Source organism: Mucilaginibacter sp. 14171R-50 (assembly GCF_010093045.1).
GTDB lineage: Bacteria > Bacteroidota > Bacteroidia > Sphingobacteriales > Sphingobacteriaceae > Mucilaginibacter.
Genome location: NZ_CP048115.1, coordinates 1,611,964 through 1,634,725, shown reverse-complemented (window position 1 = coordinate 1,634,725; position 22,762 = coordinate 1,611,964). Strand labels below are relative to the sequence as shown.

The 22,762-nt window shown below is 44.7% G+C and carries 25 protein-coding genes, 1 tRNA gene and 1 pseudogene; 11 read left to right on the top strand and 16 right to left on the bottom strand.

What is annotated here, in order from left to right; translation table 11 throughout:
• Positions 1 to 87: 87 nt before the first annotated feature.
• The 3 genes and pseudogenes from GWR56_RS07655 (at position 88) to GWR56_RS20795 (ending at position 791) form a co-directional block, all read left to right on the top strand.
• A tRNA-Val gene (locus GWR56_RS07655) sits at positions 88 to 162 on the top strand.
• Positions 163 to 200: 38 nt separating this feature from the next.
• Complete coding sequence (locus tag GWR56_RS07650; protein WP_162430536.1) at positions 201 to 446, top strand: GIY-YIG nuclease family protein; 246 nt, start codon at positions 201 to 203, stop codon at positions 444 to 446.
• 100 nt (positions 447 to 546) lie between these two features.
• Positions 547 to 791 (top strand): annotated as a pseudogene (locus tag GWR56_RS20795) (GIY-YIG nuclease family protein).
• A 32-nt stretch (positions 792 to 823) separates the two neighbouring features.
• Here the strand turns inward: GWR56_RS20795 and GWR56_RS07640 are convergent.
• The 4 genes from GWR56_RS07640 to GWR56_RS20695 all read right to left on the bottom strand — a co-directional run bounded on the left by GWR56_RS07640 (position 824) and on the right by GWR56_RS20695 (position 4,733).
• On the bottom strand, positions 824 to 1,105 hold the full coding sequence (locus GWR56_RS07640) for an ATP-dependent Clp protease adaptor ClpS (RefSeq protein ID WP_162430535.1): 282 nt from the start codon (positions 1,103 to 1,105) through the stop codon (positions 824 to 826).
• 65 nt (positions 1,106 to 1,170) lie between these two features.
• Entirely contained in the window at positions 1,171 to 3,864 is a 2,694-nt protein-coding gene (locus GWR56_RS07635; RefSeq protein WP_162430534.1) for a TonB-dependent receptor, read from the bottom strand.
• Positions 3,865 to 3,924: 60 nt separating this feature from the next.
• Positions 3,925 to 4,461, bottom strand: coding sequence for a dCTP deaminase (gene dcd / locus GWR56_RS07630; RefSeq protein ID WP_162430533.1), 537 nt, complete (start codon positions 4,459 to 4,461; stop codon positions 3,925 to 3,927).
• Positions 4,462 to 4,607: 146 nt separating this feature from the next.
• The gene (locus tag GWR56_RS20695; RefSeq protein ID WP_255456707.1) at positions 4,608 to 4,733 is read right to left on the bottom strand and encodes a hypothetical protein; all 126 of its coding nucleotides are present in this window, start codon (positions 4,731 to 4,733) and stop codon (positions 4,608 to 4,610) included.
• 143 nt (positions 4,734 to 4,876) lie between these two features.
• On the opposite strand from GWR56_RS20695, the gene GWR56_RS07625 reads away from it, so the two are divergent.
• The 5 genes from GWR56_RS07625 (at position 4,877) to GWR56_RS07605 (ending at position 7,948) form a co-directional block, all read left to right on the top strand.
• A complete protein-coding gene (locus tag GWR56_RS07625; RefSeq protein WP_162430532.1) occupies positions 4,877 to 5,515 on the top strand; it encodes a 4'-phosphopantetheinyl transferase superfamily protein in 639 nt (212 codons plus the stop codon).
• An 85-nt stretch (positions 5,516 to 5,600) separates the two neighbouring features.
• Entirely contained in the window at positions 5,601 to 6,329 is a 729-nt protein-coding gene (gene lipB, locus GWR56_RS07620) for a lipoyl(octanoyl) transferase LipB (RefSeq protein ID WP_162430531.1), read from the top strand.
• Positions 6,330 to 6,425: 96 nt separating this feature from the next.
• Entirely contained in the window at positions 6,426 to 7,052 is a 627-nt protein-coding gene (locus GWR56_RS07615) for an SGNH/GDSL hydrolase family protein (RefSeq protein WP_238395328.1), read from the top strand.
• Positions 7,053 to 7,080: 28 nt separating this feature from the next.
• On the top strand, positions 7,081 to 7,437 hold the full coding sequence (locus GWR56_RS07610; RefSeq protein ID WP_162430529.1) for a DUF488 domain-containing protein: 357 nt from the start codon (positions 7,081 to 7,083) through the stop codon (positions 7,435 to 7,437).
• 94 nt (positions 7,438 to 7,531) lie between these two features.
• Entirely contained in the window at positions 7,532 to 7,948 is a 417-nt protein-coding gene (locus GWR56_RS07605) for a hypothetical protein (protein WP_162430528.1), read from the top strand.
• 9 nt (positions 7,949 to 7,957) lie between these two features.
• On the opposite strand, the gene GWR56_RS07600 is transcribed toward GWR56_RS07605, so the two are convergent.
• The 10 genes from GWR56_RS07600 to GWR56_RS07555 form a co-directional block, all read right to left on the bottom strand.
• Positions 7,958 to 9,388: an L-serine ammonia-lyase gene (locus GWR56_RS07600; protein WP_162430527.1), complete on the bottom strand. Its 1,431-nt coding sequence runs from the start codon at positions 9,386 to 9,388 to the stop codon at positions 7,958 to 7,960.
• Between the two features lie 202 nt (positions 9,389 to 9,590).
• The gene (locus GWR56_RS07595) at positions 9,591 to 10,298 is read right to left on the bottom strand and encodes a peptidoglycan DD-metalloendopeptidase family protein (protein WP_162430526.1); all 708 of its coding nucleotides are present in this window, start codon (positions 10,296 to 10,298) and stop codon (positions 9,591 to 9,593) included.
• A 4-nt stretch (positions 10,299 to 10,302) separates the two neighbouring features.
• Positions 10,303 to 10,680: a 30S ribosome-binding factor RbfA gene (gene rbfA, locus GWR56_RS07590; RefSeq protein ID WP_162430525.1), complete on the bottom strand. Its 378-nt coding sequence runs from the start codon at positions 10,678 to 10,680 to the stop codon at positions 10,303 to 10,305.
• 229 nt (positions 10,681 to 10,909) lie between these two features.
• Entirely contained in the window at positions 10,910 to 12,136 is a 1,227-nt protein-coding gene (locus GWR56_RS07585) for an FtsX-like permease family protein (protein WP_162430524.1), read from the bottom strand.
• A gap of 11 nt (positions 12,137 to 12,147) precedes the next feature.
• The gene (locus tag GWR56_RS07580) at positions 12,148 to 12,783 is read right to left on the bottom strand and encodes an MBL fold metallo-hydrolase (protein WP_162430523.1); all 636 of its coding nucleotides are present in this window, start codon (positions 12,781 to 12,783) and stop codon (positions 12,148 to 12,150) included.
• 70 nt (positions 12,784 to 12,853) lie between these two features.
• On the bottom strand, positions 12,854 to 13,429 hold the full coding sequence (gldD, locus tag GWR56_RS07575) for a gliding motility lipoprotein GldD (protein ID WP_202925388.1): 576 nt from the start codon (positions 13,427 to 13,429) through the stop codon (positions 12,854 to 12,856).
• On the bottom strand, positions 13,426 to 14,226 hold the full coding sequence (locus GWR56_RS07570) for a shikimate dehydrogenase (RefSeq protein WP_162430521.1): 801 nt from the start codon (positions 14,224 to 14,226) through the stop codon (positions 13,426 to 13,428). Before GWR56_RS07570 ends, gldD begins: the two co-directional genes overlap by 4 nt.
• Before the next feature lie 78 nt (positions 14,227 to 14,304).
• Positions 14,305 to 14,508, bottom strand: coding sequence for a hypothetical protein (locus tag GWR56_RS07565; protein WP_162430520.1), 204 nt, complete (start codon positions 14,506 to 14,508; stop codon positions 14,305 to 14,307).
• A 129-nt stretch (positions 14,509 to 14,637) separates the two neighbouring features.
• Positions 14,638 to 17,472: an ATP-binding protein gene (locus GWR56_RS07560; protein ID WP_162430519.1), complete on the bottom strand. Its 2,835-nt coding sequence runs from the start codon at positions 17,470 to 17,472 to the stop codon at positions 14,638 to 14,640.
• Between the two features lie 182 nt (positions 17,473 to 17,654).
• Positions 17,655 to 18,302: a methyltransferase domain-containing protein gene (locus tag GWR56_RS07555; RefSeq protein ID WP_202925387.1), complete on the bottom strand. Its 648-nt coding sequence runs from the start codon at positions 18,300 to 18,302 to the stop codon at positions 17,655 to 17,657.
• 176 nt (positions 18,303 to 18,478) lie between these two features.
• Here GWR56_RS07555 and GWR56_RS07550 point away from each other — a divergent pair, with 176 nt between their 5' ends.
• The 3 genes from GWR56_RS07550 to GWR56_RS07540 are packed head-to-tail and all read left to right on the top strand — an operon-like array spanning position 18,479 to position 21,429.
• Complete coding sequence (locus GWR56_RS07550) at positions 18,479 to 19,675, top strand: glycosyltransferase (protein ID WP_162430518.1); 1,197 nt, start codon at positions 18,479 to 18,481, stop codon at positions 19,673 to 19,675.
• Positions 19,676 to 19,715: 40 nt separating this feature from the next.
• Positions 19,716 to 20,939 (top strand): HAMP domain-containing sensor histidine kinase, encoded by a 1,224-nt coding sequence (locus tag GWR56_RS07545; protein ID WP_162430517.1) that lies wholly within the window; start codon positions 19,716 to 19,718, stop codon positions 20,937 to 20,939.
• Entirely contained in the window at positions 20,917 to 21,429 is a 513-nt protein-coding gene (locus GWR56_RS07540; RefSeq protein ID WP_162430516.1) for a DinB family protein, read from the top strand. The genes GWR56_RS07545 and GWR56_RS07540 overlap by 23 nt, the downstream gene beginning before the upstream one ends.
• Before the next feature lie 53 nt (positions 21,430 to 21,482).
• On the opposite strand, the gene GWR56_RS07535 is transcribed toward GWR56_RS07540, so the two are convergent.
• Together GWR56_RS07535 and GWR56_RS07530 are read right to left on the bottom strand one after the other, a co-directional pair.
• Positions 21,483 to 22,199, bottom strand: coding sequence for a hypothetical protein (locus tag GWR56_RS07535; protein WP_162430515.1), 717 nt, complete (start codon positions 22,197 to 22,199; stop codon positions 21,483 to 21,485).
• Positions 22,200 to 22,276: 77 nt separating this feature from the next.
• The gene (locus tag GWR56_RS07530; RefSeq protein ID WP_238395327.1) at positions 22,277 to 22,633 is read right to left on the bottom strand and encodes a DUF6249 domain-containing protein; all 357 of its coding nucleotides are present in this window, start codon (positions 22,631 to 22,633) and stop codon (positions 22,277 to 22,279) included.
• Positions 22,634 to 22,762 lie beyond the last annotated feature (129 nt).

Below are 22,762 nucleotides of genomic sequence, written 5' to 3'. Positions count from 1 at the left end.
ACAAAAAGGGAGTTTAGCTCAGCTGGTTCAGAGCATTCCGATTACATCGGAAGAGTCACTGGCCAGGGAAGTTAAATTGAAATACAAGGGAGTTTAGCTCAGCTGGTTCAGAGCATCTGCCTTACAAGCAGAGGGTCACTGGTTCGAACCCAGTAACTCCCACAAAAGGCATCCGAAATGGATGCCTTTTTTAGTTTGATATGTTTTTCACCTATATTTTATATTCAATCTTACTCGACACATATTACGTTGGATCTACATCCAACTTAGATGAGCGTATAAAAAAGCATAATACCAATCATAAGGGATTTACAGGCAAAGCGCCAGACTGGCACATCAAGTGGTCACAGGTGTTTGACACTAAAAAAGAAGCCGGCCGGCGCGAACGACAGATAAAAGCATGGAAAAGCCGAAAAATGATCGAGCAACTCATCGGTACGAAATAGCTGGTTCAGTGCATCCCGATTTTACATCGGGAGGGTCACTGGTTCGAACCCAGTAACTCCCACAAAAGGCATCCGAAATGGATGCCTTTTTTAGTTTGATATGTTTTTCACCTATATTTTATATTCAATCTTACTCGACAGATATTACGTTGGATCTACATCCAATCTGGATGAACGCGTAAAAAGCATAATACTAATCATAAGGGCTTTACAGGCAAAGCGCCGGACTGGCGCATCATGTGGTCACAGGTGTTTAACACTAAAGAAGAAGCCGGCCAGCGCGAACGACAGATAAAAGCATGGAAAAACCGAAAAATGATCGAGCAACTCATCGGTACGAAATAGTTGGTTCAGTGCATCCCGATTTTACATCGAGCCTACTCAACACTTACTGTTAGGCCTTCTTGCTGCAATATTTTACGGTAAACCTCCATTTCGGTAAAGGATCCTTCAAGCACGGCGCACTTGCCTTCGGTGTGCACCTTCCATGCAATTTTCTCGGCCTGTGGTTCGGTATAGTCCAGGTACTTCATCATGCAGTGGATAACATGTTCAAAGGTATTATGGTCATCATTCCACAGAATAAGGCGGTGCATCTCTTTAAGCCCGGCCATTAATTCTTCAAAGGTAAGTGTCTGTTCCTGTACTTCGGTTGGCATATGTACCTGCAAATTTACTCAAAATCAGTAACAAATACGCTAAAATGATAACGCTTGGTATAAATCTATTCCACCTTGTACCTGAACACTTGCCTGCCAATATTGCCCTGGCTGTCTACACCCTCAATCACTACGCGGTAAGTACCTTTTCCGGCATTATAATAATCTAACGAGGCTTTCCCGTCCCCGGTAACAATATCAGGTTTCCAAAAGATAGTTGTGCGCAGATCTGCAAGGGTTTGGCGGTTCTTAACATCATACTTCGGCGAGTAGAATGTACGGGCGCGGTAAATACCTTTCGGCGCGTATGGCTTTATGCCACTTCCAAATGTTTTGGGGTAATAGGTCGGCTCGTCGCCGCGCTTGGTTGTAATTACCAAAACGCCATTGCCGCCGCGGCTGCCATAAATAGCGTAGCTACCTATGTTCCGCAGCACCTCTATGGATTGGATATCACTAACAACAAGCGTGTTTATAAGATCCGGGCTTGCATAGATGCCATCAACCACTACCAGCATAGGCCCGCGGCTGCGGGTTGAGTATGGTATGCCGTTGCGAAAAACCACCCCAAGCAGGCGGCCCTGGAGGCAATCGGCAAGCTGCGGGCAACCCAGGGTATAAAAGTCCTTTGCTAAAAACACCTGGTCGGCATTGCCCGGGCCGTTTAAATTTGATGAATGTTTAAGCGCGTTCCGCTTTTCGCGTATTTGCACTTCGCGCAAGCTAATAACATGGTTGCCCAGGCCATACTTCATTTGTTCGTAATAAAGCGCTTTGCTGCTTTGCGCGTACGCGGCTATATCGCTAACAGTGTTTAAGGTAAAATCGGCTATATTTTTAAAATTCCGGGTTGTGGGGGCCGGTATGCTATCCATTGTTATCAATACATTACGCTTATTTTTTGCTGTGCGCGCCTGTATCAAAAATTTAATGCTATCGACAAATAAAATATCGTGAAAAGCAAAACGCCCGTTGCTGTCGGTCAGCGTATCAAGTTTAAGCAGGCCATCGTCAAAGTTGATCAGTTCCACCTTACCACCAACTACAGGGCTTCCCGACTGGGTAGTTACCCTGCCGGATATGGTAAAGTTGCTTTGCGGCGCATATCGGGGTTCAGGTTGGTTATCACTCATGATATCTCGCCACTCGTAACGGTGATAGCCTTGCGTTAGCATCAGCACGTCAAGGTCGGCACGGGTTTTATCATTTACATTATTAAAATAATATGCCGGTTGCTCTATATAACCTTTTATGTCCGATGCAAGCAGCAAGTTAGCTAAAATGTTATTTTCTCGGTTCTCATCAACGGGCACCTTGCTCTCGTTGGTAACTGCTATAGAAAAACTGCCCGCCGCCGGCTTCCCCGCGTTATCCTTTGCTTCTATATTCAACTTTATATTTTCTCTTGCCGAATAGGTGCTTTTATCAGGGTTAACGGATATATTAAGTTGGTCTTCCGGGTTATCTATAAACACCAACCGCTCATTTAGCGGCGTACCTGTTGCCGAAAAGAGGGTAAACTGCGCTATCCCCGAAGGAAATTTATTTTTCGGAACAATAGCCGAAAATATCGTGCTCCCGGGCTTGCTTTTAGCTGCATAATAAACCTTGCCTATGCTTTGTGCAACCAGGCTGAATGGTGCTGTATTTTCTTTTGCAGCGCTAACTGCAACTTTTAAATTTGCCGGGCCGGATGGCGAAATATTGAGCACGTAACCGCTATTGGCGGCAGCAGGCAAGCTAACAGTACCGCTTGAGCCATCGGCATAGATAATGCTAGCCTTGTAAGTATTACCGGCTTGGGGAGTAAATTCAAACACACCCATACCCAGGTGAGTGGTGTTGATGGAAGCTACCTGCTTACCTTTACTATCTGTAACGCTCCCCTTTATATCAACTCCCAAACCATCTGTACCAATTGCTTTAAAGGCTACCCGGGTAGGTATTCCGTTCACCATGGTACCGCCTTCGGGGAAAAACTGCACATCGGCCCGGCCGGCCATTACCCTTACCGGGATGCTTTTATAAACAGTGCCCTGGCCGGTACCGTTTAAACGGGTTACAATCCTGCCTGACCTAAGCAATGCCTGGTTATCCCCGTTAAACTCAATATGCAGGTTACCGGTATCATCGGTCACTCCTTTCCCTTTCGCTATTACCACATTATCAAACAACACCGAATAATCAACCTGGTTGCCGGCATAGCTTGCCCCATTGGCATCGGTATAATTGATATTGGCGCTAACCGTATTGCGCCCGTTTTGGGCAACGCAGGTAAAAGTTGTTTTTGTAAAAACCCTGTTAGTGATAACGTTGGTTATACCAATAGCCCTATCAAAAAAATATTCGCTACCGGCGTTTCGCATATATTGGGTATAAGCTCTTACGCGGTAATTACCTTCGTGCAGGGTATCGGGCAGGGCAAAATCGCCATAGGCAAGTCCGTTCTTCAGCTGCACCTTTATTTTTTGTTTAACTGAATCCTGCTCGTCTATCAATTCCACATTCAAAATTCCGCTATCACGCTGCAGGCGATGCTGCGGGCCCACAACTACATAGGCTTTAAACCACATATCGTCGCCGGCTGCATAATACGGTTTATCAAGCTGCAGGTGTACTTTTTCAATGGGATGGTTTTGAGTCCACTTATCCAGCTGGCGCTGCACTTTTGCGATAATGTCGTCATCGGCACCAAAACTATAGGCGCCGACAATACCGATGGCCAGTAGCAGCCCGGTAAAAAAACGTTTGTATGCCATAACTCACAGGTAAATCACAATATAAACAATGCTGAGGTTTAATTGTGCTTACCCGCAGCATTAAAACTTATTCTTCCACATCATACTTTCAACGGGGCGTGTTGTCGGGTTATTGTATTTGGCGTTGCTTTTGGTATTGTACATGGTTTGTATCTCGCCCTCAACTACAAAGTATATCAGCTGGCCAATGGGCATCCCGGCGTATATCTTAACCGGCTGGGCGCACGATATCTCTAATGTCCAGGTGTTACAAAAGCCCACATCCCCTTTACCCGCTGTTGCATGTATATCAATGCCTAAACGCCCCGTGCTCGATTTTCCTTCCAGAAAAGGCACATGTGTATGCGTCTCGGTATACTCGCGCGTTACGCCCAAATAAAGCGTGTTGGGCTGCAGGATAAACCCATCCTTGGGTATCTCAAAACTTACTATCTCGTTATGCAGCTTGGCATCCAACACCCTGTCCGTATAGGTGGCCAGGTACTTCCCTAAGTGCACATCGTACGAGTTTGTACCCAGGCATTCCAGTTTAAAAGGTTCAATAACAATAGTCCCTTTTTCAATCTCTTCGAGGATGCGTTTATCTGATAAGATCATAAATTTTTAAGCTGCCCTAAATTATTATTAATTGCCCTAACCGCCAACATTATTTATGCCTTATTATGCACAAAGCCGCATGTACGCAATGCACATGCGGCCTTTACGCCCAACTCCCGGTGGTTGATTGCGCTTGTCCCGATTCCTTAATTTTGAAGTTGTTGGTGCGCTGCGGGCTTCTGTGCGGCGGTTGCGGCCACGCGCTGTTTCATGCAGCCCTCGGTTATGGCAACGGCTAATAAAACCGCAGCCGCTATGTATATCTTCTTCATTATATGTAGTTTGTGATAAAAAATGCTTAGCTAATGGTATGACGTATGTTTAGTAGAATTAGTTACAGCACCTAAAAATTTATAGTTTAATTATTATAATTAACTGATATAAATTGACGAGCTTTTTTGCAATTTTACCATCCATGGCCATAGCGTACCGACAACAGATTGATGATGATACAGAGTTTGCCCTCTGGAAGATCGAGGAAACTGCTGATGAGCTATACAAACAGCTTCAACTGGACGAGACAGAGAAAGCCTACACCAAAAAACTCAGCAAAAGCAAACGCTACCTGCATTGGCTGGGCACGCGGGTGTTGTTGCGTAAAATGCTGCGAACCGAAGAGTATATAGATGCCAAGGTTGATGCACACGGCAAACCTTACCTGGTAAGCCTGCCTTATCATATATCGCTAAGTCACTCTTTTGATTATGCAGCCGTGATGATCAGTAAAACCAGCCCGGTGGGCATTGATATTGAACAGGTGAAAGAAAAGGTAGAGCGAATTGCACACAAATTTATGCTGCCGCAGGAGTTAGCCTTTATTGAGGATAAACACAAGATACAACAACTGTATGTTTGCTGGTGCGCCAAAGAGGCCGTTTATAAATGCTATGGCCAAAAGGAAGTATCGTTTGCAGATAACATATCTTTACAGCCCTTTACCTTTCAGCACCATGACGTACTGCAGGCCAAACTGAATAAGGGAGATGTAAACATCAACTACGAGGTGGGCTATCTGCAATACGAAGATTACATGATAGGATACGTGAAGGGATAGTGCAGATATGCAGATTTCAGATGTGCAGATGTCCGGCTTTCTGCCGTTTCTTTAATTGGAAAAATTCTGGATCAAACAATAATTAATGAAGAATAAAAAGGTAATATTTCAGGATTGGGGGCTTACTGATTACCAGGTGGCATGGCAGCGGCAGGAACAATTGTTTGGCGAAACCGTCAGGTTAAAAACCGACATACGTAACCGCACACTTGCACTTAACGGGGCTGATGCGGTTGACGACGACATCGTTACACCCAACTATCTTATTTTTTGCGAACACCCGCATGTTTATACCTTGGGTAAAAGCGGCAAAACCGAGCATTTATTGCTCGACGAACAGGGCCTGAAGGAAAAAAATGCTGCTTATTATCCCATAAACCGCGGCGGCGATATTACCTATCATGGCCCGGGGCAACTGGTGAGCTACCCGATTTTAGACCTGGATAATTTTTTTACTGATATACACCTTTACCTGCGCACACTGGAAGAGGCGGTTATACAAACCCTTGCCCATTATGGCCTTACAGCCGGCCGTTACCCGGGTTATACCGGCGTTTGGTTTGATGCCGATAACGAGCGGGCCCGCAAAATTTGCGCCATGGGTGTACGCTGCAGCCGGTGGGTCACCATGCATGGGCTGGCCTTTAACGTAAACCCGGATCTTGATTATTTTAAGAACATTGTGCCTTGTGGTATTGATGACAAGGCCGTAACATCCATGCAAGCCGAGTTGGGCCGCAAGGTTGATATAAACGAAGTTAAAGAAATCCTTAAGCATCATATTTCCGTACTTTTTGGTATGGAGATGATGTAGATGAGAATATTAACCATACTTTTTTTAATTGGCACACTGTCCGCATGTACAAAAGCCGATGTTCGGCAGCAGGGAATAAATACTACTTATAACAATATGCCCACCTCCGACTCATTAACATACCTGGCCCTGGGCGATTCTTACACCATTGGCGAGGCCGTGCCATTAGAACAATCATTCCCCTACCAGTTAACGCATAACCTTAATGCGACGAACCACCTTGTTAAAAATCCGGATATCGTTGCTATTACCGGATGGACGACTGGCGACCTAAAAAAAGGCATCGCTTCGCGCGGCCTTAAAAACCACCAATACAACGTGGTAACCCTGCTTATAGGGGTAAATAACCAGTACCGCGGTTACAGCAAGGACGATTACCGTACAGAGTTTATTGAATTGCTGAACACCGCTATTAACTTTGCCGGCGGCAACAGGCAGCACGTATTTGTGCTATCTATACCCGACTGGGGCGTAACACCATATGCAACGGCTAACGGCTTTGACCCGGCGCAGGTTGCTCTTGAAATAAATCAGTTTAACGCCATAAATAAGCAGGAGACCGAAAAACTTGGCGTAACCTACGTTGATATTACGCCATCATCGCGAAGGGCGAGTGATGATGCAAGTTTGATAGCTAACGACGGCCTGCACCCTTCTGGCAATATGTATAGCATGTGGGTTGCTCAGTTGTTGCCGTTAGTGAACGACCAGATTAAGTATTAGGATAACTGTCATTGTTTTATATTTACTTATGGCAACAGTAAAATTAAAACGGGTGTATGGTGCTGCTGATAAACAAGACGGAGTGCGCATACTGGTTGACCGCCTGTGGCCCCGCGGCGTAAAAAAAGAAACAGCGCACCTGGATGAGTGGATGAAGGAAGTGGCGCCATCTACCGAATTACGAAAATGGTTTAACCACGAAACACCCCACTGGGGCGAATTCAGGTTAAGGTACATTCATGAGTTACACCAGAACCAGGCAGCTAACACCTTGCTTGAGCTTGTAAGGAAACACAAAACAGTTACCCTGTTATATGCCGCACGCAACGAAGATCATAACCACGCCCTTGTTTTAAAGGAATTTATTGATGAAATGCTTAAATAGTTATTTTATTTTAAGACCATCAGCATTGTAAGAACATTTATATTGTTTACCTTAAAGCCAATTATGAAATCCTTATTCGTCGCTCTTATTTGTATTGCATTTATTTTTACCGGCTGTAAAAAAGACACCACTCCCAGGCACGGAAATTACCGCCAAAACCATAGCCGGCAAATGGACGGTTTCGAGCATAACTTACCAAACTTATAAGGATGGCAAACTATACCGCGAAGACCCGCTTGAGGCATACGCCTATGATTTTGAATTTAAAGGTGATGGTACTGTGGGTTATACCGAAGGTGATGTAACATCTACAGGGCAATATACCATTAAATATGATGCTGCAAAAGGTAAGTACGTTTACTGGGTAGGTATACAAGGCCGTAACGGCTACCCAGACGAAGGCACCGCAGAAATAAAAATGATCAATAAGGATTCATTCGCACTCAGGTTTGAAACCGCCTCTGTAACCGGGCCAATTTCTGTAGTGCTCGAAAATATGGTGAGAAAATAACGCGGTCAACTAACACTCCGGCAAGCTTATAGGGATATTAATAGCCAGGCCTCCGTCGGAGGTTTCTTTATATTTAGAGTTCATATCCTGCGCGGTTTGCCACATGGTGCGCACTACGGCATCAAGGCTTACCTTGGCCTTGTCGGGGTTGCTTTGCAGCGCCAGCTGGCTTGCAGTGATGGCCTTAATAGCCCCCATGGTATTGCGCTCTATACAAGGCACCTGTACCAGGCCGCCGATAGGATCGCAGGTGAGGCCCAGGTGGTGCTCCATTGCAATTTCGGCGGCCATTAACACCTGGCGCTGGCTGCCGCCCAAACACTCGGTAAGCGCGGCTGCTGCCATGGCAGATGATACGCCAATTTCGGCCTGGCAACCACCCATAGCGGCCGATATGGTAGCGCCTTTTTTAAATATGCTGCCTATCTCGGATGCTGTAAACAGAAACTGGATAATGCGTTCCTCATCAAAGCCGTCGCAAAACGAGATATAGTATTGCAGAACGGCGGGTATAACCCCTGCCGCGCCATTTGTAGGGGCGGTAACCACGCGCCCGAACGAGGCGTTCTCTTCATTAACGGCCAGCGCGAAACAACTCACCCAATCTAATATGTTCTGGAAACCATTGCCCGTTTGGCGCATGGCCTGCACCCATTCAGTGTAGTTGGTGTAGGTTGCACCCTTTAGCAGTCGTTTATTTAAAGCTGTTGCGCGGCGGGCTACGTTAAGGCCGCCCGGCAGGTTGCCGGCGGTATGGCATCCACGGTACATGCACTCCTGCATCACTTTAAAAATATTGAGTACGCCGCTACGGGTTTCCTGTTCGGTGCGCCAGGCAAGCTCATTCTCCATCACCACCTCGGATATTTTAAGGCCTGTTTTTATACACCAATGCAGCAAATCACCCGCGGTATCGATCGGAAAAGGCAGGTCGACCTCTGTTTTTTGCTGGGTTTGCGCCCCCTCTTTCACCACAAAGCCGCCCCCTATTGAATAAAATGTGGCCGATACGGCCGTTTCGTTACTTAAAAAAGCCTGGAAGGTTACCGCGTTGGGGTGGTAAGGCAAGCTTTCGGCAAACAGGAAAAGCATATCCTCGTCTGCAAAAAAACTGATCTCTTTGGCACCTCCTAAAATCAATTTATGCGTGTTGTTGATACCATTGATTTTGGTGTCGATCTTATCTACCTCAAAAGTTACCGGGTCATCGCCGCTAAGGCCAAGCAGTATGGCTATATCGGTGCCGTGCCCCCTGCCGGTTTTGGCAAGCGATCCATAAAGCAATATCTTAACCTGTACAACAAGCGGCAGTGCGGCCTGCTGCCGCAGCATTTCAACAAACTGCTGCGCGGCACGCCAGGGACCAAGCGTATGCGAACTTGACGGGCCTATGCCTATCTTAAACATATCGAATACAGAAATTTGTTCGCGTTGTTGCATCGCTATAAAATTACATATAGTATCGCAGATTACGGGGCAAACTGTTTAATAAGTTAAAAGTTCCGGAACCCGTTTTAATAAATAACCGGCTTAACGCCCGTTTATTACGTAATGCAAACATAAGGATGCTATTTATTTAACACGTCGGGAGGTTTAGCAAAGAATAATACAATACATTAACTACGCCACCTGTATCATCTTATCAAACAGCGGCAGCATTAATGCCCGAAAAGGCCAGTATCAAATTTGCATCGGGGATGTTTTGCAGGTACTGCGCTTTTTGCGAGTATTGGCCTACGCCCGGATAATCGCCCTTTGCATCGCCAATATCAAGCATCAGTTGAAAATGCAGGTGAGGCGGCCAGTTGCCATTTTCGGTAGCGTTGCCAAATGTGCCAATCTGCTGGTTTGCATCCACTGCCTGACCGGGTTGTAAGTTCATAAGGCTTTCGCGGCTTAGGTGCCCGTACAAACTGTAAAGGGTTAACCCCTCAAGCTTGTGCTGCAATATAATGGTAGGGCCGTAATCGCCAAAGTTATTGTTATCGGCAAAGCTGTGCACAGTTCCGGGCAGGGGCGAGTAAACAAACGTGCCGGCGGCACCCCAAATATCTACGCCTAAATGCAGGCGTCGAGGCTCATTACCTGTGTCAAAATGTGTGCTTCTTGAGTAGATGGTACGGTGCTCCATATAGCCGCCCATGCCGTAGCGGCATTGGTTATCGGCCAGTTTTTTGTCTATCCATTTGCCAAAAGCGTCGGTATCTGCAACAAGGGTTTCAGTCAGCTCGGCGTTGGCCGAGGTAAAATCAAACATGTAAAGCTTATCGTGACTGGCATCAAAATCTACCACCTTGCCAATACCCGGCTTGGCCTGTAGGTAAGCTGCCAATAAATCGGTAGCAAACATAGCTTTAGTTATCGTCGTTGTCTGGCTGGCGCGGCTCGTGGCTTAGCTTGTCAAATATTTTATCCATGCGCTCTACATATTCGCTGGTATCATCAACAAAAAACTCCAGTTGCGGTATGATGCGCACCTGGTCTTTAATGCGGGCGCCAAGCTTATAACGGATCTCTGAAGCGTGCATTTTAATGGTTTGAAGCGCGGTTGCGTTATCGGTGTTATTAAAAAAGCTAAGAAAAACGCGGGCGATAGCTAAATCAGGGGTAACCCGCACCCGGGTAATGGTAACTAGGGTATGCGGAAGATAGTTCATGCCCTCGCGTTGAAATATTGCGGCCAGGTCCTGCTGTATTACCCCGGCAAATTTTTGCTGACGTTTAGATTCCATAGTATTAGTAACGCCGCTTAGGCGATTGGGTTTGAATTATTGTTTGCGAAGGTAATGCGTTAAAGCTAACGAATTGAACGTGGCATGCAAAATTGTATTTGTAAATATTGCTTTACTCTGCCCGACAGCGCCGCGCCTGTATCCCCTCTTTAATTGTAAATAAGGTAAGGAAAAACCCGTTTCCATTCCCACGTTGCGCAGCATGGAGGGAGCAGGGGCGGTGGGTTACCTATAGCTCCTGCTTTATCTCGTCCAGCCGTTTAACGCTCAGGCTGGAGCTGATACCGGATGCGATTACCGCGATAACGGTAACGGTTAAAAACACCAGTCCAATATCACTTAATTTAAAAGCAACGGGGTATGCATCAAGCACCGACATGGTTGACCCCATTTTTATAAAGCCAAATTGCTGTTGTATAAAACATATAACCAGGCCCAGGGCAAGGCCGGCTATACAGCCTATCACAGATATCATCATCCCCTCGAAAAAAAAGATGCCTTGTATTACCTTTTTATTGGCGCCCAGGCTGGTTAAAATGGCAATATCCTTTCGCTTATCAATAACCAGCATAGTTAACGAACCTATGATGTTAAATATGGCAATAACCAGTACAAACGTTAGTATCATAAAAATAGACCAGCGTTCGTAATTAATGGTTTTGTATAACTCGGTGTTCTGTTGCTTGCGATTTTTAACCGTAAAGTCCTTTCCTATCTTTTCAAGTATAGCATCCTGCTTTTCGTCAAGGTCGGTGCCGGTTTTATAATTTATTTCAATGGACGATACCTTATCAGGCTCGTCGAGTAGGTCGCGGGTAAACCCGATAGGCGTAATAATCTGGTCGTCAAAATCCTGCTGAATGCCAAATACACCCGAGGGATGAATAGACCGGAAGACAAAATCGTTCATAGGGTTTGACGAGTTGCCGGCACTGCGCCTGGGCGAAAATATTTGCAGCGATGTAAATTGATCCTTTAAGCTAACACCCAGGTTACCCTGTACCGTAGCGCCTATAACCGCATAATTTGCCCCGTTGTCTTTCAACGTAAACGAACCGAACTGTATGGTGCTGTCTAACTGTTTACCTTTTAAAAAGTCATCGCTTACGCCCTTTATGGTACCGATGAACGACCTGTCCGAGTACCTTATCAATGCTTTTTCCTGCAATACCTGCGTGTACGATAGCACGTTCTTATCTTTTGCAAGTGCAACAAAGTAAGGCTCGTTAGGGTCAAATGTTTTGCCCTGGCGCGGTTCTATCTTAAGTTCGGGTGTAAAGTTGCTGTATAACGATAAAATAACCTGCTCTAACCCGTTAAACACCGAAAGGATAATGATCAAAGCCGCGCTGCCAACCAGCACACCCAATATGGATATGCCTGATATAATATTGATGGCGTGGGTCTGCTTTTTGGAGAACAGATACCTTTTGGCTATATAGACGGACGTGTTCAAATGCGCTTTATTTACAAATATGGGTTAGTTTGTTTCTCGTAGCCAATGGTTGTTTCGGGGCCATGGCCCGGATAAACCGTACAATCGTCAGGCAGGGCGAAAAGTTTTTCTTCGATATTTTTTACCAGGGTGCTAAAATTACCCCCGGGTAAATCTGTACGGCCAATGCTGTTCCTGAACAATACATCACCGCCTGTCAGTATGTTTGCCGTTTTATCATAAAAACACAAATGCGCTGGCGAATGCCCGGGCGCAAATATCAGTTGCAATTCGGTGTTGCCAAATTTAACGGCCCCGGTTTCGGGCAGGTATTCATCAGGCAGCGGCGAAGCGTCGTACCTGAAACCCATGGCAGGTGCATAAGCCACAACCGCTGCCAGCGTATCCGATTCGCCAATATGAAACCTGGGCTTTAAGCCAAACTGGTCGAAAATAAACTTATTGCCCAACACATGGTCTATATGGCAGTGGGTATTTAGCAATAGCACAGGTGTAAGTTTATTCTCCTGAATAAAATCTACGACCGCGTTTTGCTCGGCGGCTGTGTACATCCCCGGGTCAATAATGGCGCATTCGCCGGTTTCGTCGAACAACAAGTAGGTGTTTTCCTGGTAGGGATTGTTTTCGAAGGATTGAATGGTAGCCATGGAGCAAAAGTAGGTTATTGAGCCGAAAGCAGAAAGATTAAAGCCTAAAGCGAATAAAAAGCTTTTCGCTTTATTTCCACTTAAACGTTTTTATCATCACATCCACATCCTTCTTTATGAAGTTAAGCACCGGCTGAATCGAATCGAGGCGCGGCTCGGAGTTAAAGTAAAGGGCACCGCGCAGGTAATGTTTGGTACTGTCTGTAAGGTAAAACTGCGCCGATGATGCCGCGTTACCATCAATGGTGTAATAAATGCCATAAACCTTACGGTCGGGGTAGGCTATCACACCCTCGTCAATAGATGTTGCCTTTACGGTATGTTTAAAGCTAAGCTTGTGAGCATCTTCTATCAACTCGTTAAACTCTTTTTTCGAAGTTACCGGCTGATAGCTTAAATGAAGCGTGGCATTAAACTGCGGGAACTGTATATTTTGCCAGCAGGGTTTTGCATTGGCCGATTTATCTGCCTCTACTCTGCCATACTTCGGATACTCAAAAGTAAAGGGGCAGCCTTCGGTATACCGCTGATATTCTTTAGCAGGGAATACGATACGGTAGTAACCCCGTGGTTTAGGCGAATAATCGGCATTACCACCGCAGCCGGCTATACCTATTATCACAATAAATAACACAAGGTATCTCATGGGTGCTTTGCTTTTGAATTCCATATTTCCCAGGCTTTTTCTGCTTGCAATACTAACATTTCATATCCGTTTTTTGTAACGGCACCGTGCTCCGCTCCTTTTTTCAGGAACAGGGTTTCTTCGGGATTATAGATCAGGTCGAACAAAAGGTGATCGCCGGTTATTGCTTCGTATGGGATAGGCGGGCATTCATCAATGTTTGGATACGTACCCAGCGGGGTGGTATTGATGATAAGCTTATTTTCTTTAATAAGGCGCGGGGTAAGATCGCTGAATAATATATTGCCGGGTATGGCTTTACGTGTAACGCAATTATAAGTGATGCCTTTGTTATCCAGCACGCATTTAACGGCCCTGGCCGCTCCCCCATCGCCCAGTATCAGGGCTGTATCGTGCTGGTTGGTAAGCAGCGGACTTATAGACATATCAAATCCATAAATATCGGTGTTGTAGCCTTCGAGCCTAAAGTCGTGGCCTTCAACACCAACCTCGCCCGAAAACGCTGCCTGCAAGGGGCTTTCGGAGGTAACGCGTATACAATTAACAGCTCCTGCGCCTTTAGCGTCATGTTCTATCCAATCCAGGTATTTTAAAACGGCCACCTTATGCGGTATAGTTACGTTAAGGCCGCAAAGATTAGGGTGTTGATGCAGCAGTTTCGGCAGGTCGTTGATATTTTCTAAAGGGTACAACTCGTACGTGCAATCTGCTATGTTTTCCGTTTCAAACTTTTCCGTGAAATACTTCTTTGAAAAAGAATGCGAAAGCGGGAACCCGATAAGGCCATAATGTTTCATTGCCGATAGTTTTATAGAAATGTAATAATAGCAAAATGCGGCAAATATGTACAATATAAATAACCTTACGGGGGCTGTTTAGCTTTTTACCTTGTAAAATGCATGCATGCAGCCGTGGCAGCGGTAGCGTTTTAATTTTAACCAGGGTAAAAATGTTTTAACCAGTATGCCACGCTTTATACGCTCACAAGCATTTCTGCCGCAGCGCGGGCAAGCCGCATCTTGTTTGGGTTCTGCCGCCACTTTCATTGTTGCTTTTTGTTCGTTGAATATCAGTTCCATTTTGTGTTTGGGTTTCCCCAAAAATCAGGCGTTAGCCCAAAATAAAACTGCCATTTTTGTAAATAAAACTGCCATTTAAGTATACAAAATCGCCATTTTCAATTTAAAATTAACCTACATTAATTAGGGCTATAAAAGTTCGGTAACCTCGCGGCCGTAATGTTCCTTAAATAATTTGCTAAAATAAGCCGGCGTTTCAAACCCCGCCAGGTATGATATCTCGGCAACGGTGCGGTATTTGCCGCTTTCAATAGCTTCGCGCGCAACCTGTAGCCTAACGGTGCGAATATATTTATTAGGTGTTAAGCCTGTAATATCTTTAATACGCCTGAATAGCTGCCTTTCGCTAATGGCCATCTCGTCGCTGAGTATGGTGATATTTATCTCGGTTTTACCAAGGTGGGTACGTAGTGTCTTTTCAAAATTGCTAAGCCATGCCATGTCCGCGGGCGATGGCGGTAAGGGGGTACCCGCTGAAACCACGTCAGGGCTAATTGCATGCCGGTCCGGATCGACGGTGTCAAATTGCGAATAGCCCCTTCCCGCAGCATTGGCCAGCAGGTTAGCGGTACGTGCAAGCAGTTCGCCGGCTATAAATGGTTTGGTTAAATAATCGTCTACTCCAATGTTTAGCGCGCGTAGCTTATTACGGCTATCTGATAAGGCCGTAAGCATTATTACCGGTATACGGCAGTAAACAGGATGTTCTTTTAACTTGCTTAAAAGTGTAAATCCATCCATCTCGGGCATCATCACATCAGATATGATCAGATCGGGTAATACCGTGGCGTTGTTTAACATCTGTAACGCTATAATACCATTACCTGCGGTTTTTATATTATATGAGGGAGAGATAACCGAAGCAACGTACCGCACCATTTCGTCGTGGTCTTCTACCAGTAAAACCGACTTACTCGTTTGTGCACCTGCGGCGTTGCCTGGTGCGTCAACCGGGCCGGTGAGGCTTACATGGCTGTTTTGTACGGTTACCGCAGCCAATGGTATGTATGCTTTAAACGTAGCACCTTCACCATATACGTTTTCAATCTCCACACGCCCACCCATCAGTTCGGCAAATTCTTTAGCTATTGAGAGACCTATGCCTGTCCCTCCTTCTGCGTTTAAACTGCTTTGCCTGCCCTGGTAGTAGCGGTCAAATATTTGCGGCAGGTCATCGGGGTGTATGCCCGGGCCGTTGTCTTGTACGCTAAAGGCTATCATATCATCGGGCGCAGCAGCTACCACATTTACAGACCGCCCCGCTTGAGTGAACTTTATGGCGTTGCTAATGAAATTATTGGCTATCTTCTCAAACTTATCCTTGTCTAACAATACATGCAGGTTTTCGTTAATATTGCAGCTAAGCGTATACCTGACACCTTTATATTCGGCGGCAGAAGCGAAACCCTGAAACAGAAGCTTTATAAACGCGGCCAGGTTTACTGTTTGTGGCTTTGCTAATAAACCACCTGAATCTATTTTTCCAAGATCAAGCAATTCGTTAACCATATTCAGCAATTTTTTGCTGTTGCGTGTTATTGCCTGCAAATTAGCTAAGCGCTCTTGGGGTGTTAATTTACCCTGCAGCAACTGCTCGGCCGGCCCCATTATTAAGGTTAACGGAGTTTTTAACTCGTGGCTGATGTTTGCAAAAAATCTGCTTTTCATAGCATCTATTTTCGCCAGTTGCTGATGTTCGCGAACAAGAGCGGCAGCTTCTTTTCTCTTTTTATATACAAACCACCTGTATGCAGCAATAATTGCCAATAGTGCAAACAACGCCGCTACAATTGTAAAGTTGCGTTGCTGCTTAAGCAAATTACTACGGTTATCGGCCAGTAACAGGCGCTTGTCATTTTGATATTTTTTATCCAGTTCGGCGGCAAACTGGCCCTGGTCGGTTGTAAGTATGCTATCGTTTAGGCGGTTTTCTTTAACCGCAAAATCAAACGCCCGCTTGTAATCTTTAAGCCCGGCGTAAGCATCAGCCAGTTTGTTGTAAATATCGCGCTGTAAAACCCGGTTGCTATTAGCGCCGGATTGTATTGCCAGCGCGCGGGTATCGTAATCAACCGCTTTTTTATATTGTTTACGATCAATGGACAGGGTGGCTAACTCATTGAGGCTATGCTTTGCCAGCGATGGGTAATTATATTTGGAAGCAATATCTAACGACCTTAGCAGCACAGCCTCGGCCTTATCTGGCTTGCCCTGCATCTGGTAAAGCCTGCCCAGGTTGCCCATATAATTAGCTTTTGCAAAATTTGGTATATTCTTCTCAAACGGTGGATTTAGTATCCTTTCGAGATAATATGCAGCTTTCGCCAGGTTTTCGGCAGGTATATCCCCATGCTTTTTGGGGCCCGAATAAACATTTGATAAGGTGCTGGCTGCAAAGATGTAAAGGCCGGTATCACGCAGGGCAAGAGCCTCGTTTGCCGCCTGTCCTGCAAATGGCAATGCCCGGTTAATTTCGCGTAAGGGGCGGTAAATATCTGCAATGCATATTTTGGTTTCAATGCGCAGCTTTCGCCAGCCATATTTATCAGTTATTTTCAGTGTGGCAAAGGCTTCTTTTAAAGCCGGCTCGTTTTGGGCGCTGCGGCTAAGCATGTAGGCTATCATTAACCGCGCCTTTACATAGGTAACAGAGTCTGCTTTTGGGCTTATTGCAACAACAGCACGCCGCGCATAATCTAACGCGGTATTTTCTTCGCCTGCCTGGTAATATTTAAACGATGTGGTGTAAAGTATCTGGGCTTCAAACACCTTATTGTTTTGCTTTTTAGCAATATTTAAGAGCGAATCGCTATAACGCCTTGCGGAATCGACAGTACTGAACCGGGTAATTCTTTTTATTAAAGGCTTATTATCGCCTTTAGGTACAGCAGCAACCGTTACCATTACAAGCAAAAATAAGCACAGCAAAAGCCCTTTAGGGTGGTGATAATTAACAGGGGCCATAGTACCCGCTAATTTACAAATTAACCTATCAGATAAGGCATCTTTTATTTAAAGTTAATATATAGTACTAAGTAACTTTGTGAAGCGCAATATGTAATATAACGAAAAAATAAGCTATCCTTATTTCGCTAAAAAAAATGCCATCCCGAAAAACGGGACAGCATTTTATATCGGCAAATAAGTTATTTTATGGCTTCAAACTTTACAACTAATTCCCATCGTTTTGGGTTTTCTACCAGCTTGAACATAGGGTCGGCCGAGTCGTTAAACTCGCACCTGCGGATGTTGGTAAAACCCGCGTCGCGCAATTCTTTTTCTGTCGATTCCCAATCCCACAGCCAGAGGTGTTCAAGGTATCCGAATAAATGTTTGGTAACCGCTTTAAAGCTTCGCGGCCTAACCTCAACGCCCATCATCATTCTTTTGATGAGGGTGATTGACGCTTCAGGATCATGCTTTACATCTTTATCGTTGATATAATCGCGCACCAAAACCTCCAGGTCGGGCATTATCATTCTGAATATGCCGCCCGGTTTCAGCATTTTATAAGTATTACGCAGCGCTATTCTGAAATGCTCGAGCGACATGTGCTCTAATACATGCGAACAATAAACCCCATCGACGCTGTTATCTTTTATGCCCGGTAAACCCTTTGTAATATCGCCATACCTAACGTTCTTATCAAATACCTGACCCAGGCTTTTTTTAAGCAAAAAACCTACAACCGGTGTATTTTGAATAACAAGCGTTGGCGACACATCAAAATTAGCCCATTCCTGCGGAGCTGTTTGGCCGCAACCATAATGAACATACAGTTTGTTATCAGACATTTTTTAAAGGGTTTTTATCGATAAGCAATATTTACTTACCGTTTTAAAGGTAAACTATTTTTGAAAAATTTTAAAGGCGTTAAAACATATAATTCATCACCATTAGTTGTTTGGAAAACCATTTAATGTTTAATAACAACAGGTTTTATTATTAGTTTAGCAATAAATACCCGGGCATGATACACAACCGCAATATTTTGTGCATAAGCGGAACCGAATGGAACGGTAATTACATTAAGGCTGTTGTTGAGCTCATGAAAGTTCTTTCGGCAAGTAACAGGGTATTATTTGTAGAGAACGCTTATACTTATAAAGATGCCCTTGCCGGTGTAAGAGATAAGGACAAAATAGACTTTGCAAAGGCGTTTGGCTTAAAAAGCCGTATAAAAACAATACCAACCGATAACGGGGGCCGGGTGTATGTACTCTTCCCGCCCCTGGTGTTCCCTGTAAATTTTCTGCCAAACGGCCTACTGTATAACAACCTGCTGAAGTTTAATGGCTGGCTTTTGCGGCGCAGTATAAAAAAAGCGTTAAAGCAGCTGGAAATGCAGCACGAGCTAATCAATTTCACATCATTTAACCCGGGCATGGGCGTTATAACCGGCCGCACCTTTAACGAAAAAACACTGATATACCATTGTTATGACGAAATTAAGGGCGCCCCATCATGGCTAAGCAAACATGGCCTTAGGCTCGAGGCTGCATTTATGAAAATGGCCGACGCGGTTATTGTAACTTCAAAGGGCCTTTATGACAGCAAGAAAGACTTTTGTAAACAATGCTTTATAGTAAAGAATGCCGTAAAGGTTGATCTGTTCAGGAAAGGCTTTAACAATACACCAAACCATGCCAAAATGGTTATTGGTTATGTAGGCACGGTGGATGACCGGTCTGATTATGATCTGTTGCAGCACCTTTTTACCCACATGCCCCATGCTGAATTTGTTTTTGTTGGCCGCACACTAAGCGAACGCGGCGAAGCCATACTAAAAAAATACCCCAACGTAAAGGTTGAAGGCCCTAAAGCACCTGAACAGCTCCCTGCTTACCTGCAAGCTTTTTCGGTTGGTATCATACCTTTTGTAAAGGACGATTTTACAAAGGGTATTTATCCCATGAAAATAAACGAGTACCTGGCCGCGGGGCTCCCTGTGGTAAGTACCAATTTTGGTGACATTGCTGATTTTAGCAACCTGATAAAAATAACCGACGACAAAGAAGCGTTTCTGCAATATGTATTAAGCGAAATGACTGAAGATACGCCCGAAAAACGGCAGGCGCGCTTAAAAACCGCCGAGAGTAACACATGGCATAAGCGTGCTGAAGAAATATCGGCCGTAATTGAACGGGTTGAAGAAGGGCTAAAATGACCCGATCCCGAAAAAAATCCCGTTATTTGAGCATCTCTTTATGAACCCGTATCAACAAAAACGCCTTTGGAAATATTTTTTGCTTGCCTTTGCCGTGGTTATTGCCAGCGGGTCGGTTTTTTATACCAGCTATCTTGTAAAAAATATTGCACACAGCGAACGTACGCGGGCCCAGGTATGGGCATTAAGTATGAAACAGATAGGTAACACATACGATAATGACTTCTTGTCGTACGTTTTATCTGTACGCGATAGCCTTATTGTGCCCGCCATTGTTACCGATGCGAAAGGCGACTTTTTGTTTACCCGGGGATTAGATTCGACTAAAACATTCATCAATCTGGATAAAGAGGAGCTCAAGAGCCAGAAAAAGAAATTCGACCTGCAGTATTTTAAAGATGAGCTGGCTTACATGAAAAAGCAGCACGAGCCCATAAGGCTTACAACTGTTTTTAACGAACCGTGGCTTGTGTATTATAAAGATTCGCCCCTGCTAACGCAGTTAAAAATATTCCCCTATATACAGTTATCGGTTATCGCCATATTTTTATTAGTTGCTTATACGGCGTTCAGTTCTTCGCGCAAATCCGAGCAAAACCAGGTATGGGTAGGCCTGGCTAAAGAGACCGCTCACCAACTGGGAACCCCCATATCATCGTTAATGGCCTGGATTGAGGTGATGAAAGAAAAATTCAATGCTGAGGACGACCCGCTTATGGCCGAAATGGAGAACGATGTAAAGCGGCTTGAGATAGTAGCCGACCGTTTTTCGAAGATCGGGTCGAAACCAAAGCTGGATGAACACCCGGTTTACGATGTAGTAAAAGATTTTGTAGACTATTTCAGGGTGCGGGCGAGCAACCGGATCACGTTTGAACTGACAGGCAACCGCCGTTTAACCGCCGGACTGAACATCCCCTTGTTTGATTGGGTTTTGGAAAACCTGCTGAAAAACGCAGTGAATGCGATTGAAGGCACCGGGACCATAAGGGTATCCGTAACGGGCAACAAACCAAAAAAACTGATATTTATTGATATTACCGATACCGGCAAAGGCATAGCGCGCTCAAAGTTTGATACGGTTTTTCAGCCGGGTTATACTACAAGGCAGCGCGGCTGGGGGCTGGGCCTGTCGTTAACAAAACGCATTATACAAAATTACCACGACGGGCAGATCTTTATTAAAGAGTCTGAGCTGGGTAAGGGTACCACATTTAGGATAGTTTTAAAAACAATAAAGTATGATAAGCAAGCCAAACTCTGACGAGTACCCGCCCTATGCAGCAGGATACGTGAACGCAGTGCCTGAAGGCGCCGATGTTTTGCAGCTGTTGGCCGATAATCAGGCGTTTACCTACAACCTGTTCCACAACATGAGTGAAGAGCAGGCCATGCATGCCTATGCTGATGGTAAATGGACATTAAAGGAAGTGCTTGGCCACATGATAGATACCGAAAGGGTATTCTCGTTCCGCGCCTTTGTTTTTTCGCGCGAGGATATATCCCTGCCCGGCTTTGACCAGGAGACCTATGTAAACAGCACCGACTTTAACAGCCGTACCATGCAAAGCCTTGCTGAAGAGTTTAGAGCGGTGCGCCAAGCCACCTTGTATTTGTACCGGTCATTCAGTGCTGAACAATTAGGGCATAGTGGTGTGGCCAGCGGCGCGGTGGTTAAAGTTGCTGCATTGGTATATATTACTGCCGGGCACGAAATATATCACCTTAATATTATAAAACATCGCTATTTATAAATAAAACGGCCTGTCAAAAAATTTGACAGGCCGTTTTATTATGCAGTTACTCTTTAATAGTTCCAGCTGGTCCTTCTCATGTGGTCCGCAGCGGGTTCGTCTCCCTGTATTTTCAGGTAGGCCGTAAATTCCGATTCAACGGGTTTATCATTGTACATACTGGGTATCCATTCAACAGCAAACTTGTCGTCTGGCAGGGTCACCTTCTGTTTGTCGGCCTTTTTGCCGTTTACCGAGTAAATTACGGTATAGGTTGCTTTACCATCGGTACCAATACGAGCAGTTACCTCTGCATCCATATCTTTATATTTTGCATCCCTGACGGCGTAAATATTATTTGCCATTAGCTGTAAATAATAATCTATCGAGCAAAGCGGCAACGGAACCGAAGCGTCTTTTCGTACCTTATCGTCATCACTTAAAATGGTAACAATTACGTTATCAAGCGCATGTTCATCTAAAAATGCCAGTTTTTTCTGATCATAATTATAGCGCATAAATAATTTGAAATCTTTATTAAAAAAGTTCCAGTTACCGGCCCTTTGGTCATCCTTATATACACCCTGTAACCATAAACCATTGTTATTAAGGTTTTGTATTGCATACACGCCCTCTTTATGATTATTGGTGGTGTTCACATTATAAACCGCTTCCGAAGCGTTGGTTATTTTCGCCTTCTTCTCAGCGGTTTGCGCTGATGCCGAAAGCCCCGCGACCATCAGCGTCATCATTAATAATATTTTATTCTTCATCACGATTAGAATTTTCATATAAAGATAACAGGAATTAATATTATAACAAAAAAAAAGGAGCCTGTCGGCTCCTTTAATGCTTCTGCTTATTAAGGTTATTTATTAAGGTCGTTGTCGTAAAGTTCTTTCTTTTCAATACGGTAAGATAGCACCAGGCCAAGTCCGCCAAATATGGCTATTAAACCAAAATAGATCGCTTCATTCTCGTTTTGTGAATTTGAAAAAACGGTACGGTCAAGCAGGTAAGCTAAAAACAGCCCCAGGCCTGCGCCAATTAGTAATAAGCCCCATTTAAGGTTTTGATAAGGTGCAGGTTGCACTTTATAGCCGCGTGGGTCCATGCCCCGCTCTATCATTGCCATACGTTCGCGGTTCCTGATATAATAGATCCCGAAGATCATTGCGAAAAGCCCCAGAGAAATTAAAATTGGAATTAAAAATTTTGCGTCCATGATATTTTAAGTTAAAAAATTGATAAATTTTGTTCGTGCTAAACCACCGCTACGGTGTATTTGTAAGCTATGACCACATGATTTTTGTAGAGGTTACACCTGTGGTAAAAAATATTTAAATTTTGTGCC

Bases quoted from the DNA above. Each gene is read 5' to 3' on its own strand.
- GWR56_RS07625 (WP_162430532.1), top strand. From the start codon at position 4,877: ATGGCCATAGCGTACCGACAACAGATTGATGATGATACAGAGTTTGCC.
- GWR56_RS07530 (WP_238395327.1), bottom strand. From the start codon at position 22,633: ATGGACGCAAAATTTTTAATTCCAATTTTAATTTCTCTGGGGCTTTTC.
- GWR56_RS07640 (WP_162430535.1), bottom strand. From the start codon at position 1,105: ATGCCAACCGAAGTACAGGAACAGACACTTACCTTTGAAGAATTAATG.
- GWR56_RS07650 (WP_162430536.1), top strand. From the start codon at position 201: ATGTTTTTCACCTATATTTTATATTCAATCTTACTCGACACATATTAC.
- GWR56_RS07555 (WP_202925387.1), bottom strand. From the start codon at position 18,302: ATGTCTGATAACAAACTGTATGTTCATTATGGTTGCGGCCAAACAGCT.
- GWR56_RS07615 (WP_238395328.1), top strand. From the start codon at position 6,426: ATGCCCACCTCCGACTCATTAACATACCTGGCCCTGGGCGATTCTTAC.
- GWR56_RS07565 (WP_162430520.1), bottom strand. From the start codon at position 14,508: ATGGAACTGATATTCAACGAACAAAAAGCAACAATGAAAGTGGCGGCA.
- rbfA (WP_162430525.1), bottom strand. From the start codon at position 10,680: ATGGAATCTAAACGTCAGCAAAAATTTGCCGGGGTAATACAGCAGGAC.
- GWR56_RS07580 (WP_162430523.1), bottom strand. From the start codon at position 12,783: ATGGCTACCATTCAATCCTTCGAAAACAATCCCTACCAGGAAAACACC.
- GWR56_RS07610 (WP_162430529.1), top strand. From the start codon at position 7,081: ATGGCAACAGTAAAATTAAAACGGGTGTATGGTGCTGCTGATAAACAA.
- gldD (WP_202925388.1), bottom strand. From the start codon at position 13,429: ATGAGATACCTTGTGTTATTTATTGTGATAATAGGTATAGCCGGCTGC.
- GWR56_RS07595 (WP_162430526.1), bottom strand. From the start codon at position 10,298: ATGTTTGCTACCGATTTATTGGCAGCTTACCTACAGGCCAAGCCGGGT.
- GWR56_RS07600 (WP_162430527.1), bottom strand. From the start codon at position 9,388: ATGCAACAACGCGAACAAATTTCTGTATTCGATATGTTTAAGATAGGC.
- GWR56_RS07540 (WP_162430516.1), top strand. From the start codon at position 20,917: ATGATAAGCAAGCCAAACTCTGACGAGTACCCGCCCTATGCAGCAGGA.
- dcd (WP_162430533.1), bottom strand. From the start codon at position 4,461: ATGATCTTATCAGATAAACGCATCCTCGAAGAGATTGAAAAAGGGACT.
- GWR56_RS07560 (WP_162430519.1), bottom strand. From the start codon at position 17,472: ATGGCCCCTGTTAATTATCACCACCCTAAAGGGCTTTTGCTGTGCTTA.
- GWR56_RS07535 (WP_162430515.1), bottom strand. From the start codon at position 22,199: ATGAAAATTCTAATCGTGATGAAGAATAAAATATTATTAATGATGACG.
- GWR56_RS20695 (WP_255456707.1), bottom strand. From the start codon at position 4,733: ATGAAGAAGATATACATAGCGGCTGCGGTTTTATTAGCCGTTGCCATA.
- GWR56_RS07550 (WP_162430518.1), top strand. From the start codon at position 18,479: ATGATACACAACCGCAATATTTTGTGCATAAGCGGAACCGAATGGAAC.
- GWR56_RS07570 (WP_162430521.1), bottom strand. From the start codon at position 14,226: ATGAAACATTATGGCCTTATCGGGTTCCCGCTTTCGCATTCTTTTTCA.
- lipB (WP_162430531.1), top strand. From the start codon at position 5,601: ATGAAGAATAAAAAGGTAATATTTCAGGATTGGGGGCTTACTGATTAC.
- GWR56_RS07635 (WP_162430534.1), bottom strand. From the start codon at position 3,864: ATGGCATACAAACGTTTTTTTACCGGGCTGCTACTGGCCATCGGTATT.
- GWR56_RS07545 (WP_162430517.1), top strand. From the start codon at position 19,716: ATGAACCCGTATCAACAAAAACGCCTTTGGAAATATTTTTTGCTTGCC.